This is a genomic window from Flavobacterium sp. SM2513 (genome assembly GCF_050908145.1).
GTDB lineage: Bacteria > Bacteroidota > Bacteroidia > Flavobacteriales > Flavobacteriaceae > Flavobacterium.
This window is the reverse complement of sequence record NZ_CP194228.1, coordinates 460,959-474,854: the sequence shown is the minus strand read 5'-3', so window position 1 is coordinate 474,854 and position 13,896 is coordinate 460,959. Positions and strand designations below refer to the sequence as shown.

At 35.4% G+C, this 13,896-nt stretch carries 12 protein-coding genes; all 12 read left to right on the top strand.

Translation table 11 applies throughout. The features are described 5' to 3' along the window. The first annotated feature begins 212 nt into the window (after positions 1-212). Genes ACQ5J2_RS01885 through ftsA form a run of 12 tightly spaced genes read left to right on the top strand, consistent with a single transcriptional unit; the run spans position 213 to position 13,861 of the window. Positions 213-686 carry a division/cell wall cluster transcriptional repressor MraZ gene (locus ACQ5J2_RS01885; RefSeq protein ID WP_432671996.1) on the top strand — a complete coding sequence of 158 codons (474 nt, stop codon included), beginning with the start codon at positions 213-215 and terminating at the stop codon, positions 684-686. Continuing rightward, positions 661-1,569: a 16S rRNA (cytosine(1402)-N(4))-methyltransferase RsmH gene (gene rsmH, locus ACQ5J2_RS01880; protein ID WP_432671995.1), complete on the top strand. Its 909-nt coding sequence runs from the start codon at positions 661-663 to the stop codon at positions 1,567-1,569. The genes ACQ5J2_RS01885 and rsmH overlap by 26 nt, the downstream gene beginning before the upstream one ends. Before the next feature lie 5 nt (positions 1,570-1,574). After that, the gene (locus ACQ5J2_RS01875; RefSeq protein ID WP_432671994.1) at positions 1,575-1,925 is read left to right on the top strand and encodes an FtsL-like putative cell division protein; all 351 of its coding nucleotides are present in this window, start codon (positions 1,575-1,577) and stop codon (positions 1,923-1,925) included. Further along, positions 1,916-3,922 carry a penicillin-binding protein gene (locus tag ACQ5J2_RS01870; protein WP_432671993.1) on the top strand — a complete coding sequence of 669 codons (2,007 nt, stop codon included), beginning with the start codon at positions 1,916-1,918 and terminating at the stop codon, positions 3,920-3,922. The genes ACQ5J2_RS01875 and ACQ5J2_RS01870 overlap by 10 nt, the downstream gene beginning before the upstream one ends. Further along, positions 3,919-5,382: a UDP-N-acetylmuramoyl-L-alanyl-D-glutamate--2,6-diaminopimelate ligase gene (locus tag ACQ5J2_RS01865; RefSeq protein WP_432671992.1), complete on the top strand. Its 1,464-nt coding sequence runs from the start codon at positions 3,919-3,921 to the stop codon at positions 5,380-5,382. Before ACQ5J2_RS01870 ends, ACQ5J2_RS01865 begins: the two co-directional genes overlap by 4 nt. 6 nt (positions 5,383-5,388) lie before the next feature. Beyond that, positions 5,389-6,627 (top strand): phospho-N-acetylmuramoyl-pentapeptide-transferase, encoded by a 1,239-nt coding sequence (gene mraY, locus ACQ5J2_RS01860; RefSeq protein WP_432671991.1) that lies wholly within the window; start codon positions 5,389-5,391, stop codon positions 6,625-6,627. After that, positions 6,628-7,962 carry a UDP-N-acetylmuramoyl-L-alanine--D-glutamate ligase gene (gene murD / locus ACQ5J2_RS01855; protein WP_432671990.1) on the top strand — a complete coding sequence of 445 codons (1,335 nt, stop codon included), beginning with the start codon at positions 6,628-6,630 and terminating at the stop codon, positions 7,960-7,962. Between the two features lie 19 nt (positions 7,963-7,981). Further along, entirely contained in the window at positions 7,982-9,286 is a 1,305-nt protein-coding gene (locus ACQ5J2_RS01850) for an FtsW/RodA/SpoVE family cell cycle protein (RefSeq protein ID WP_432671989.1), read from the top strand. 14 nt (positions 9,287-9,300) lie between these two features. After that, positions 9,301-10,395, top strand: a complete 1,095-nt coding sequence (gene murG, locus ACQ5J2_RS01845; RefSeq protein ID WP_432671988.1) for an undecaprenyldiphospho-muramoylpentapeptide beta-N-acetylglucosaminyltransferase — start codon at positions 9,301-9,303, stop codon at positions 10,393-10,395. A gap of 5 nt (positions 10,396-10,400) precedes the next feature. Then, on the top strand, positions 10,401-11,750 hold the full coding sequence (murC, locus tag ACQ5J2_RS01840) for a UDP-N-acetylmuramate--L-alanine ligase (RefSeq protein WP_432671987.1): 1,350 nt from the start codon (positions 10,401-10,403) through the stop codon (positions 11,748-11,750). Continuing rightward, a complete protein-coding gene (locus ACQ5J2_RS01835) occupies positions 11,737-12,471 on the top strand; it encodes a cell division protein FtsQ/DivIB (RefSeq protein ID WP_432671986.1) in 735 nt (244 codons plus the stop codon). The genes murC and ACQ5J2_RS01835 overlap by 14 nt, the downstream gene beginning before the upstream one ends. A gap of 7 nt (positions 12,472-12,478) precedes the next feature. After that, entirely contained in the window at positions 12,479-13,861 is a 1,383-nt protein-coding gene (ftsA, locus tag ACQ5J2_RS01830) for a cell division protein FtsA (protein ID WP_432671985.1), read from the top strand. Positions 13,862-13,896: the final 35 nt, after the last annotated feature.

Here is a 13,896-nt window from a genome sequence, read left to right as displayed (position 1 = left end):
ATAATTTAAGTGGTGATTTTTCAGTATTGATTATTGAATGCTTCGTTATCGTTACAAATCGTTAAAATATCTTTAAAATTTTCTTAATATTCAGAAAATCAACAATTAAGATTTCGAATCGCTAAGTGGTAAAACTTATCAACAAAGTGGGAAAAAGTGGTAAGATGTGGTATTTTTTTTTATATTTTTGCTACTTATTAAACAAACAGACCTTGAATTCAATAATCGGGACATACGAATGTAAAGTGGATGCCAAAGGGCGGATGCTTTTGCCAGCGCCTTTAAAAAAGCAGTTGAATGCTTCTTTACAGGATGGTTTCGTGTTGAAACGTTCGGTATTTGATAAGTGTTTGGAATTGTGGCCAATGTCAGAATGGAATTTAATGATGTTGAAAATCAACAAGCTCAACCGATTCAATAAAAAGAACAATGATTTCATTCGGAAATTCATGGCTGGTGTCAAAGTTATCGAAATCGATGATTTGGGCCGTTTGTTAATTCCGAAAGATTTAGTGGTTTTTGGTTCGATTCAAAAAGATATTGTCCTATCCTCGAAAGTAAATCTCGTGGAAATTTGGGATAAAGAGTTGTATGAAGAATCAATTGGAGGAGATGATGTTGATTTTGCAGATTTGGCTGAAGAAGTAATGGGAAATTTAAATGAAGATGGAAATGGAATATCATAATCCGGTTTTACTGAAAGAGACTGTAGATGGTTTAAATGTAAAACCAGACGGCATTTATGTGGACGTCACTTTTGGCGGAGGCGGACATTCAAAGGAAATTTTAAGTCGTTTGGGGCCAAATGGAAAATTATTCGCTTTTGACCAAGACGAAGATGCTTTAGAAAATGCTTTGCCAGACGAAAGGTTTGAATTGATAAATGAAAATTTCAGATTCATCAAACGTTTTTTGAGGTTTCATAACGTTCGTCAGGTCGACGGAATTTTAGCTGATTTAGGTGTTTCGTCGCATCAGTTTGACGTTGCAGAACGTGGTTTTTCAACACGTTTTGATGCGGAGTTGGATATGCGAATGAGTCAAAAAAATGATTTAAGTGCGTTCAAAGTAGTTAACGAATATGACGAAGCAAATCTTCGTCGTGTGTTCCTAGATTATGGCGAATTGAAAAATGCTCCTGCAATTGCTCGAACTATTTTGGAATACCGTGAAAACGAAGAAATTAGACACACCGAACAATTAAAACATGTTTTGAGTCGCTTTCTTCCAGCTCATAAAAGTCACAAGATTTTGGCACAAATGTACCAAGCCATTCGAATTGAAGTGAATCAAGAAATGGATGTCCTAAAAGAATTTTTGGAACAATCTTTAGAAATTTTAGCTCCAGAAGGTCGATTAAGTGTGATTTCATATCATTCTTTAGAGGATCGTTTGGTCAAAAGATTTATGAAAAACGGAATGTTTGAAGGTGAACCTGAAAAGGATTTCTTCGGAAATTTCAGCGTTCCTTTCAAGACTATTGGAAAATTAATTGTTCCGAGTGCCGATGAAATATATCATAATAATCGTGCTCGAAGTGCCAAGTTGCGAATTGCTGAAAAAAAATAGTACAAATGAAAGGCGGAATTTATAATGTTTTAAAAGCACGATTTTTAGTCGATGAAGATGCTAATCGGAATTGGGGCTTCATCATTTTCGTAATTTTTTTAGCCATTATAATGATTGCAAATACCAATCGCTATGAACGAAAAATTTTCAGAATCAAAGCATTGGAAAGTGAAGTAAAAGAATTGAGGTCGGAATTTGTAGACCGACGTTCAGAATTGATGGAATTGAAATTAGAATCGACCATCGAGAAAAAAATGATTGAGAAAGGGATAAAGCCTTCATCGGTTCCTCCTGTAAAAATAAAAGTAAAAGCTCCAGTAATCGAGAAAAATTTCGTTCAAAAATTATGGCAATAGAAGATAAAAGTATTTCCTATCGAATTTACCTCTTTGCATTGATGGTGGTGATCATCGTGATTGCAATTGTGGTAAAGCTCACTAATATACAGTGGGTGGAGGGAGATTATTATCGAAAATTGGCCAAAGAACGTTCCGTTAAAAATTTTGTAATTCCCGCAAATAAAGGAAATATTTATAGTTCAGATGGAAGTTTGTTAGCAACATCAATTCCAAATTATAAAATCCGTTTTGATGCTTTAGCGCCAACAGATGTTAATTTCAATTCAAATATCAATGCTTTAGCCGATTCACTTTCTGGATTATTAGGAAAATCCAGTAATGAATACCGTACCAGTTTAACTCGTGCTCGAACGCTTAAAAATAGGTATTATTTAATCGCTCGTGATTTAAGTTATACAGATTATATCCGAATTAAAAGTTTTCCACTTTTCAAACTCGGAGCTTATAAAGGAGGAATTATCGTCGAACAAGAAACCGTTCGCGAACATCCCATTGGGAAAATTGCGGAAAGAACTATTGGTTATGAACGAGTGGATCACAACGGAAAAACTCGAATTGCTGGAATTGAGGGTGCTTTTGGGAAATATTTGAACGGAAAAGACGGGAAAATTTTAAAACAACGTATTGCAAAAGGCCAATGGAAACCGTTGCGTGACAATAATGAAGTGGAGCCTCAAGATGGTTACGATATTGTTTCTACCATTGACGTTTATATTCAAGATATTGCCCATCATGCATTGCTAAAACAGTTGGAATATTACGAAGCTGATCACGGAAGCGTGGTAGTTATGGAATGTGCTACGGGAGAAATTAAAGCCATTGCAAATTTGGGAAGAGAAACAAATGGCAATTATTATGAGAAATTAAATTATGCTATTGGAGAGTCACAAGAACCTGGCTCCACTTTTAAGTTGTTGGACTTAATTGCTCTTTTAGACGATAAAAAAGCCGACACAAGTACGATTTATGATACAAACGGTGGCGAAGTAGAATACTACCGCCGAAAAGTGCGTGATTCTCATAAAGGGGGTTATGGAAAAATAAGTTTGGCAAAAGGTTTTGAAGTTTCTTCAAATACCGTGATGGCACAAGCGATTCACAATAGTTACAAGGATAATCCTTCTCAGTTTATAGATAGAATTAACAGCTACGGATTTAATAAACCTCTGGGTTTGCCGATTGAAGGAGAAGGAATTCCAGTTATTCCACAAGTAAACGGGCCTCGTTGGTCAGGAATCGCACTGCCATGGATGGCCTACGGTTATGGCGTTTCGGTAACACCAATGCAAATGTTGACACTATATAATGCTGTTGCAAATGACGGAGAAATGGTCAAACCCATTTTTGTAAAAGAAGTTAAAGAATGGAATAAAACGATTAAGAAATTTGAAAAAGAAATTATTAATCCGAGAATTTGCTCTCCAGAAACGATTTTAAAAGTGAAAGCGGTTTTAGAAAATACCGTAAAAAATGGAACGGGTAAAAAGTTATATTCTAAAGACTTCTCTATGGCAGGGAAAACAGGTACTGCTCAAGTGAATTATGGTAAAGGAAAAGGTGCCGAAAGCGGGATGTATTATTCTTCTTCATTTGCCGGATATTTCCCAGCAGATAAACCGAAGTATTCGTGCATTGTTATTATCCACAAGCCAAGTAGAGAAAAAGGAATTTATGGAGCTGATGTTGCAGGACCGGTTTTTAAACGTATTGCTCAAAAAATATTTACAGATTCGCCTACGACAAATGAAGTGAAGAACTTAAAGAAAAAGGACGCAAAACAAGAAGCAAGCTACGAATCGTATTATACTTCCATGCAGAAAAAACAGAATGTTATACCTAATGTAAAAGGAATGACAGGAATGGATGCTGTAGCTTTATTAGGAAATTTGGGTTTACGAGTAAAAATTATTGGTGTTGGAAAAGTTCAAAATCAAAGTGTGTTGCCAGGAAATAAAATTGACAAAAACACCCTCATAACATTAGAATTATCATGATGGTTTTAAAAGAAATATTATATAAAGTTGCTATAGAAAGTGTTCATGGAACGACAGATTTATCTGTGGGAAAAATTGAATTTGATTCACGAAAAGTAAGTGAAGACGACGTTTTTGTCGCCATTCGAGGAACACTTTCTGACGGACATGCTTTTATTGAAAAAGCGATTAATCAAGGTGCAATTGCAGTTGTTTGCGAAACTTTACCCGAAATTATTGTTACCGGAATCACTTATATTGAAGTTAAAAATACACATGCTGCATTGGCATTTATGGCAACTAATTTCTACGGAAATCCTTCTCAAAACTTGAAATTAGTTGGTGTTACGGGAACAAACGGAAAAACAACCGTTGCTTCATTATTATACCAATTATTTAAAAATGCAGGTTATAAAGTGGGCTTGCTTTCAACAGTGAAAATCCTAGTTGATGATATCGAACACAAAGCGACTCACACAACGCCAGATTCTTTGACTCTCAATTTCTTTTTGAAGGAAATGAATAATGCGGGAGTTGAATTTTGTTTTATGGAAGTGAGTTCACATGGAATTCACCAGAAACGTACGGAAGGATTGACTTTTGAAGGTGGAATTTTCACGAATTTATCGCACGATCATTTGGATTACCATAGTAGTTTCAACGAGTACCGTGATGTGAAAAAAGCTTTTTTTGACGGCTTACCAAAAAATGCATTTGCATTAACCAATATTGATGATAAAAATGGAACGGTAATGTTGCAAAACACCGCTGCTAGAAAACGCACATATGCTTTGAAAACGCATGCCGATTATAAAGCCTTAATTCTGGAAAATCAAATTTCGGGATTGTTGTTGAAAATTAATGGCGATGAACTTTGGACTCGTTTAATTGGAACGTTCAACGCTTATAATTTATTAGCAATTTATGGAACCGCAATTGAACTTGGACTAGAATCACTTGAAGTTTTACGGTTGATGTCCGAACTAAAAAGCGTTTCGGGAAGGTTTCAATTTATAGTTTCCGACACAAAAATTACTGCGATTGTGGATTATGCACATACGCCAGATGCTTTGGAAAATGTGTTGAAAACGATTAATGACATTCGTACAAGAAACGAACAATTAATTACCGTTGTAGGTTGTGGTGGTGATAGAGATAAGACGAAGCGTCCTATAATGGCACAAATTGCAACACAATTAAGCGATAAAGTGATTTTTACTTCTGATAATCCGAGGACCGAAAATCCTGAAAAGATTATTGAAGAAATGGAAAGTGGAGTGGAAGCTCAAAATTATAAAAAATCAATATCAATTTCTGATAGAAAACAAGCGATTAAAACCGCTTGCCAACTGGCATCGTCTAAAGATATTATTCTTATCGCAGGAAAAGGACATGAAACCTATCAAGAAATAAAGGGTGTTAGACACGATTTTGACGACATGAAAATAGTGAAGGAGTTTTTGCAATTGCTACAAAAATAAAAATATATGTTATACTATTTATTTGAATATTTAGACCAAAATTTCGACCTTCCAGGAACGGGTGTTTTTCAATACATCACGTTTCGTTCGGCTCTAGCAATAATTTTGTCACTGTTGATTTCAACTGTTTTTGGTAAACGTATTATCGAATTTTTGCGCAATCAACAGGTGGGGGAAACCGTTCGCGAGCTTGGATTAGCAGGACAAAATGAAAAAGCGGGAACGCCTACAATGGGTGGACTGATTATCATTCTAGCTACTTTGATTCCGGTGGTTTTGTTGACTAAATTGGATAATATTTATATTGTTTTATTAATTGTTACCACATTATGGATGGGGACAATTGGTTTTGTAGACGATTATATTAAGATTTTTAAAAAGGATAAAAAAGGTTTAAAAGGCGGTTTTAAAGTCATTGGTCAAGTCGGATTGGGATTAATTGTGGGTTCGGTTTTATATTTTAATCCGGGAGTTACGGTCCGTGACGATGCGAATTCTAAAAACATATCAGCTTACTCAATTGAGCAAAATGATACTGTTCTTTCACAAACGGACCTTGAAGAAAAATCAACGGTAACAACGATTCCTTTCTTTAAAAACAACGAATTTGATTATGCAGATTTATTGGCGTGGACGGGAGATAATTACCGTGATTGGGCTTGGTTAATTTTTATTCCAATTGTAATTTTTATAATTACAGCAGTTTCAAATGGTGCCAACTTAACAGATGGAATTGACGGTTTAGCTGCAGGAACTTCCGCGATTTCGGTTGCCGCTTTAGGGCTTTTTGCATTCGTTTCTGGAAATATCATTTTATCGAATTATCTGAATATTATGTATATCCCTGATTCGGGAGAAATGACGGTTTTTATCGCCGCTTTTGTAGGTGCTTTAATCGGATTTCTTTGGTACAATTCCTACCCAGCTGCTGTTTTTATGGGAGATACAGGAAGTTTAACCATCGGAGGAATCATTGCTGTTTTAGCAATTGCTGTTCGAAAAGAAATGCTAATTCCCCTTTTATGCGGAATTTTCTTAGTCGAAAATTTATCAGTCGTATTGCAAGTTAGTTATTTTAAATATACTAAGAAACGATTTGGCGAAGGCCGAAGAATATTTTTAATGTCGCCTTTGCACCACCATTATCAGAAAAAGGGCTACCACGAAAGTAAGATTGTAACTCGATTTTGGATTGTTGGAATTTTACTCGCCATTTTATCAATAGTAACTCTAAAACTCCGATAGATGAAAAGATTAGTGATTTTAGGAGGCGGAGAAAGTGGGGTTGGAACAGCAATTTTAGGGAAGAAAAAAGGGTACGATGTTTTTGTTTCTGATTTTGGAAGTATCAAGGAAAATTATAAGGAAGTTCTTTCAATTAACGGCATAAAGTGGGAAGACAATCAACATACAGAAAATTTGATTTTGAATGCCGATTTGGTAATGAAAAGTCCAGGAATTCCAGAAAAAGCGCCTATTGTACAGAAGCTTTTGGCAAAAAATATCCCCGTTATTTCTGAAATTGAATTTGCAGCTCCGCTAACGGATGCAGTTTTAATTGGAATTACAGGAAGTAATGGTAAAACGACAACAACGATGTTGACTTATCATTTGCTAAAGTCGGCCGGATTGAATGTTGGTTTAGGCGGAAATATCGGAAAAAGTTTTGCTTGGCAAGTAGCCGAAAATAATTTTGAAGCCTATGTTTTAGAATTAAGCAGTTTTCAGCTCGACGGAAGTTTTACGTTCAACCCACATATTGCAGTACTGACAAATTTGAGTCCGGATCATTTGGACCGGTACGATTATAAATATGAAAATTACATCAATTCTAAGTTTAGAATAGCTCAGAATCAATCGGAAGATGACTATTTCATTTACGATGCCGATGATGAAGCTATTGCAAATTGGTTGAGTAATAATACGATTAAAGCACAAAAAGTTCCGTTTTCGCTAATCAAAGTGATTGAGAATGGAGCTTCAATACAGGATAAAACAATGAAAATTAATATCGACAATAACGAATTTACAATGGATACAGCACATTTGGCTTTAGAAGGAAAACACAATATGAAAAACGCTATGGCAGCGGCTTCTGTAGCACAATTGATGAAAATTAGAAAGCAAACGATTCGTGAAAGCTTGTCTAATTTTCAAGGTGTTGAACATCGTTTGGAAAAAGTTTTGAAAATTGAAAATGTATTGTACATCAATGATTCTAAAGCGACGAATGTAAATGCCACTTTTTTTGCATTAGATAGTGTTACGAGTCCGACAGTTTGGATTTTAGGTGGTGTCGACAAAGGTAACGACTATTCAGAACTGATGGAATTGGTAAATGAAAAGGTAAAAGCCATTATTTGTTTAGGAGTTGATAATAAAAAAATAATTAATGCTTTTGGCTCTATCGTTGATATGATGGTAGAAGTTTCAACAATGGAAGATGCCGTTAAAACCGCAAAACATATTGCAGAGAAAGGAGACACTGTCTTACTTTCTCCAGCTTGTGCAAGTTTTGATTTATTTGAAAACTACGAAGACAGAGGTCGTCAATTCAAACAAGCAGTACAGAATTTATAATAAATAAGATTAAAGAGTTATGAAAATGCTAATTAGCAATTTAAAAGGAGATAAAGGGATTTGGTCATTCGTGGCCTTATTAGCCTTGTTTTCGTTTATGCCTGTTTTTAGCGCAAGTAGTAATTTAGCTTTTATGAATAACGGAACGGGGAATACGTTGAGCTATTTAATAAAACACGCCGTTCATATTATTGTTGGATTTTTTATGATTTATCGATTGCATAAAATGCCGTATCATTATTTCCGTGTGATTTCTAAAATTTTGTTGCCTGTTGTGTGGCTGCTTTTAGGATATACAATGCTGAAAGGAACAGTGATTGATGGCGCAAATGCAAGTCGATGGATTCAAGTGCCTTTTGTAGGAATTACATTTCAAACTTCTACCGTGGCATCAATAGTTTTAATGATTTTTGTAGCCAGATACTTAAGTAAATCTCGAGAAACTCCTTTAACGTTTAAGAATTCGTTTTGGGAATTATGGACGCCAGTTGGAATAACTATCGCATTGATTCTACCTGCGAATTTCTCGACTGCGGCATTAATATTTTCAATGGTAATCCTACTCGTTTTCATCGGCAAATATCCACTAAAATATATCGGAACGATTATTTTGATGGGAATTATTGTCTTGTCATTTTTCATTTTGGTTGTCAAAGCATTTCCAGGCGCGTTCCCCAACCGTGTGGATACTTGGATGAGCCGAATAGAAAATTTCACAAGTGATAAGCCCGATGAAGACGATTATCAAATTGAAAAAGCAAAAATTGCAATTGCCTCTGGCGGGATTTATGGTGTTGGACCGGGTAAAAGTGTTCAGAAAAATTTTTTACCGCAATCCTCGTCAGATTTTATTTACGCGATAATTATTGAAGAGTACGGGCTAATAGGTGGTTTAGGAGTGTTGACTTTATATATGTTACTTTTTTTTCGATTCATAGTTGCAGCACATAAATCGAATTCGATTTTTGGGAAATTACTGGTAGTTGGGTTGGGATTTCCAATTATTTTTCAAGCATTAATAAATATGGGTGTTGCCGTTGAATTATTGCCAGTAACTGGACAAACGTTGCCGTTGATAAGTAGTGGAGGAAGTTCTATTTGGATGACGTGCATTGCAATTGGAATCATTTTAAGTGTAACGAAGAAAGAAGAAGAAATAGCATCAGAATTACAAGAGAAAGAACAACGCGAGTTAGCTTTGCAGAAATTAATTGACAAACAATTAGCAGAAGATGAAGCAGATTTGAATGTTGCAATGGTTGATGGCGAAAATTATGCAATTAAAGAAGTTGGAAATCCAATGGATGCGGTTCGAAATAAATAGAAGATAATAAGGAAATGCAAAATTTAAAATTCATATTAAGTGGTGGCGGAACAGGAGGACATATCTATCCTGCGATTGCGATTGCCAATGAATTAAAATCGCGCTTTCCTGATGCAGATATTTTATTTGTAGGAGCTAGTAATAAAATGGAAATGCAAAAAGTGCCTCAATCCGGCTATCCAATAAAAGGATTGTGGATTGCAGGAATTCAACGTAAGTTGACTTTTGATAATGCACTTTTTCCAATTAAATTATTAGATAGTTTGTTGAAATCCCGAACAATTATTCGACATTTTAAACCAGATGTAGTTATTGGAACAGGTGGTTTTGCAAGTGGTCCATTACTTCGTGTGGCTGGAATTGCGGGAATCCCAACTGTTTTGCAGGAGCAAAATTCTTTTCCAGGAATTACAAATAAGTGGTTGAGTAAGAAAGCAAGTAAAATATGTGTAGCGTATGAAAATTTAGAAAAGTTTTTTCCAAAAAATAAAATTGTTTTAACCGGAAATCCTGTTCGTCAAGATTTAGTAGATGTTAAGCAAAAGCGACAAGAAGGTCTTGAGTTTTTCAAATTAGATGCTTCTAAAAAAACTGTTTTGGTTTTAGGTGGAAGCTTAGGTGCTCGACGAATCAATCAATTAATTGCAATAGAATTGGTGAACTTTAGTTCGCAGAATGTGCAACTGATTTGGCAATGCGGAAAGTTGTATTTTGACGGATATTCGCATTTTAATGAAAAGGAGAACGTGCAAGTTTTACCTTTTATCGACAGAATGGATTTGGCCTATGCTTCGGCAGATGTAATAATTTCAAGAGCGGGTGCTTCATCGGTTTCTGAATTGTGTTTGGTAGGAAAACCAACACTTTTCATCCCGTCGCCAAATGTCGCCGAAGACCATCAGACGAAAAATGCGAATGCAATTGTTGAAAAAGAAGGAGCATTGTTAATTAAAGAAAGCGAATTAGATACACAATTTACAGGAACCCTAAATTCGTTATTGAATGACGAAGCGTTGCAGAAAAAATTATCTAAAAACATGTTGCAATTAGCAAAACCCAATGCAACAAAAGACATCGTTGATGAAATTGTAAAATTGATAAAGAACTAATAGAAATGAATTTAAATCAAATCCAGAACGTTTTTTTCGTAGGAATCGGAGGTATCGGAATGAGTGCTTTGGCGCGTTATTTTCATACTTTGGGTAAAAACGTAGCGGGTTATGATAAAACGCCAACTGAATTGACAGATGAATTAATGCAAAGCGGTATTTCGATTCATTTTGAAGACAAAATAGATTTAATTCCAGCTGAATTTACAAAGGAAACCACATTAGTTGTCATAACTCCAGCTGTTCCTAAATTACAGTCGCAATGGAATTATTTTATCGAGCGAAATTTTGAAGTGAAGAAGCGAGCCGAAGTTTTGGGAATTATCACTAAAAATACGTTTTGTTTTGCTGTTGCAGGAACACACGGAAAAACGACAACTTCAAGTATTTTGGCGCATATTTTATTCCAAAGTGGCGTAGATGTTACGTCATTTTTAGGCGGAATTGTAGAAAATTATAATTCGAATTTGATTGGAAACGGTAAAACCGTAACGGTTGTTGAAGCGGACGAATTTGATCGTTCCTTTCTGCATTTGCATCCCAATATTGCTTGTATAACTTCCATGGATGCCGACCATTTAGATATTTATGGAGACAGTGCTGCAATTGAAGCTTCTTTTGAAGAATTTGCTGCTAAAATTGAAGACAAAAATAATTTATTTGTCACCACGCAACTTCCTTTATCAGGAAAAACAGTTGGAATAAATGAAAAAGCTGATTTTGAAGCAATAAATATTCGAATTGAAAAAAGCGCTTATATTTTTGACATAAAAACAGATAATGAACTGATTAATGATGTTCGATTTGCTTTGCCTGGTCAACACAATTTGACAAATGCTTTGATGGCATTTGCAATGGCGAAAACATACGGAGTTTCGGATGAAAATTCTAAAGCAGCATTAAATTCGTTCAAAGGAATTAGACGACGTTTTTCGTATCAAATACAATCCGAAAATTTAGTGTACATTGACGATTATGCCCATCATCCAACAGAAATAAACGCGGTACACCAAGCTGTTTCTGAGTTGTATCCAGGACAGAAAGTATTGGCTATTTTTCAACCGCATTTATTCAGTCGAACAAGAGATTTCGCAGATGATTTTGCTAAAAGTTTATCGGCATTTGATTCGGTTTTGTTATTGGATATTTATCCCGCTCGAGAACTGCCAATGGAAGGGATTACATCCGAGTGGCTCTTAAATAAAATGACAAATAGTGATAAAAAAGTGGTTGAAAAATCAGATTTACCAACTGAAATACTAAAAAGTAACGCAACTGTTTTTGTTACAATTGGTGCGGGAGATATTGGTGCAATGGTGCCGAACATTAAGAAAGTTTTGAATGAAAAAGTTTAACTGGAAAAATATTTGGACAAACGTTCGATTGATGCTGATGATTGGGTTGGTAGTTTTCTTGTATTCATTTACGTCAAAACGAAATAATGCACGAAAAACGAACAAAATTATCGTCGAGTTTGTCAATAATGCCGAACTTTTTGTGAGCTATGAAACGGTTAATAAATTGTTAATAGAAAATGCGGGAGACCTGAAAACTATTGGAAAAGATAAAGTAGTTTTGAATAAATTGGAAAACACACTCAATGAACACGATATGATACAAAAGTCAGAGGTGTTTGTAAGTATAAATGGTGTTCTAAAAGCAGTGGTTACACAAAGGACGCCAATCGCCCGAGTATTTAGTGAGGAAGGGTCTTTTTACATTGACAGTAAAGGGAATAGAATGCCTTTGTCAAAGATTCAAACAGCGCGATTGCCAATTGTTTTGGGTGAAATTACCGACAAGAATGAAAAGGAAATGTACGATTTATTGTGGCTGATTTATAACGATGATTTTTTGAAAAAAAACATCACTGGAATCGAAATTTTGCCAAGCGGAAGCTTACGAATGACAAATAGAAATTATAATTACGATATCGAATTTGGAAAAACGGTAGAAGTAGAGCGAAAATTTGATAATTATAAAGCTTTTTTTCAGAAAGCCGTTCACGATACATTAGTCGATAAGTACAAAGTAATAAATCTCAAGTTCACACAGCAGGTAGTGTGTACAAAATAGAAGGAATATGGAAAAAGAAACAATTGCCGTAGGATTAGATTTGGGAACCACAAAGATTGTGGCAATGATAGGCAAGAAAAATGAGTATGGGAAACTAGAGATTTTAGGAATTGGAAAAGCCAAAAGCCTTGGTGTGGCTAGAGGAGTGGTAAATAACATTACCCAAACTATACAATCTATTCAAGAAGCTGTTGCCGAAGCTGAAAATGAATCTGGTTATAAAATTAAAGATGTGGTAGTAGGAATTGCGGGTCAACACATTCGTAGTTTGCAACACAGCGATTACATCAGCCGAAATAATGCACAAGAAGTCATTGGAGACAAAGATATTGATTTGTTAATCAATCAAGTACATAAATTAGCAATGCTTCCTGGAGAAGAAATTATTCACGTTTTGCCGCAAGAATTTAAAATTGATGGTCAATCTGAAATTAAAGAACCAGTAGGAATGTATGGTGGTCGATTAGAGTCTAGTTTTCATGTTGTCGTTGGACAAGCGGCATCGATTAGAAATGTCGGACGTTGTATTCAAAGCGCTGGACTCGAGTTGTCTGGAATAACCTTAGAACCTTTGGCTTCAGCCGATGCGGTTTTAAGTCAAGAAGAGAAAGAAGCAGGTGTTGCTTTAATTGATATTGGGGGTGGAACTACTGATTTAGCCATTTTTAAAGATGGAATTATCAGACATACCGCAGTTATTCCTTTTGGAGGAAATGTAATTACCGATGATATTAAAGAAGGATGTTCAATTATTGAGAAACAAGCGGAATTACTGAAGGTGAAATTTGGAAGTGCTTGGCCGGGAGAAAACAGAGATAATGAAATTGTTTCTATTCCGGGATTGAGAGGTCGCGAACCAAAGGAAATTTCACTTAAAAATCTATCCAAAATTATTCACGCTAGAGTTTTGGAAATTATTGATCAAGCTTTCGCTGAAATTAAAACATACGGTCATGAAGATCCTAGAAAAAAATTAATTGCAGGAATAGTTTTGACTGGTGGTGGTGCTGAATTGAAACATATCAAGCAATTGGTAGAATATGTTACGGGAATGGATACCAGAATTGGCTACCCCAATGAACATTTGGCGGGAAACTCTAACGAAGAAATTTCAAGTCCAATGTACGCTACGGCAGTTGGACTAGTTATGAATAGTATTCAGAATGGAACAAATAGTGCTGTTAAATACCAACCCGAAATTGTCGAGTCGACACCGGTTTATAAGCAGAAAGAAATTGCTGCAGAGGAAAAAGACGAAGACGAGGTAGAAGAAACACCTGTAAATTCAAAAAAACAGAAAGAGCCAGAATCGACTCAAAGTAAAATTTCGAAATCGTTTTTTGATCGATATTTAGACAAAATCAAGAACTTTTTGGATAACGCAGAATAGTAGAGTAAAAAATAAAGCTAGAAAAAGAATATATA

What these genes read in the sequence shown, in the direction of transcription:
- ACQ5J2_RS01850 (WP_432671989.1), top strand. Translation starts at nt 7,982, where the DNA reads ATGAAAATGCTAATTAGCAATTTAAAAGGAGATAAAGGGATTTGGTCA.
- ACQ5J2_RS01835 (WP_432671986.1), top strand. Translation starts at nt 11,737, where the DNA reads ATGAAAAAGTTTAACTGGAAAAATATTTGGACAAACGTTCGATTGATG.
- murG (WP_432671988.1), top strand. Translation starts at nt 9,301, where the DNA reads ATGCAAAATTTAAAATTCATATTAAGTGGTGGCGGAACAGGAGGACAT.
- mraY (WP_432671991.1), top strand. Translation starts at nt 5,389, where the DNA reads ATGTTATACTATTTATTTGAATATTTAGACCAAAATTTCGACCTTCCA.
- ftsA (WP_432671985.1), top strand. Translation starts at nt 12,479, where the DNA reads ATGGAAAAAGAAACAATTGCCGTAGGATTAGATTTGGGAACCACAAAG.
- ACQ5J2_RS01875 (WP_432671994.1), top strand. Translation starts at nt 1,575, where the DNA reads ATGAAAGGCGGAATTTATAATGTTTTAAAAGCACGATTTTTAGTCGAT.
- murC (WP_432671987.1), top strand. Translation starts at nt 10,401, where the DNA reads ATGAATTTAAATCAAATCCAGAACGTTTTTTTCGTAGGAATCGGAGGT.
- ACQ5J2_RS01865 (WP_432671992.1), top strand. Translation starts at nt 3,919, where the DNA reads ATGATGGTTTTAAAAGAAATATTATATAAAGTTGCTATAGAAAGTGTT.
- rsmH (WP_432671995.1), top strand. Translation starts at nt 661, where the DNA reads ATGAAGATGGAAATGGAATATCATAATCCGGTTTTACTGAAAGAGACT.
- ACQ5J2_RS01870 (WP_432671993.1), top strand. Translation starts at nt 1,916, where the DNA reads ATGGCAATAGAAGATAAAAGTATTTCCTATCGAATTTACCTCTTTGCA.
- murD (WP_432671990.1), top strand. Translation starts at nt 6,628, where the DNA reads ATGAAAAGATTAGTGATTTTAGGAGGCGGAGAAAGTGGGGTTGGAACA.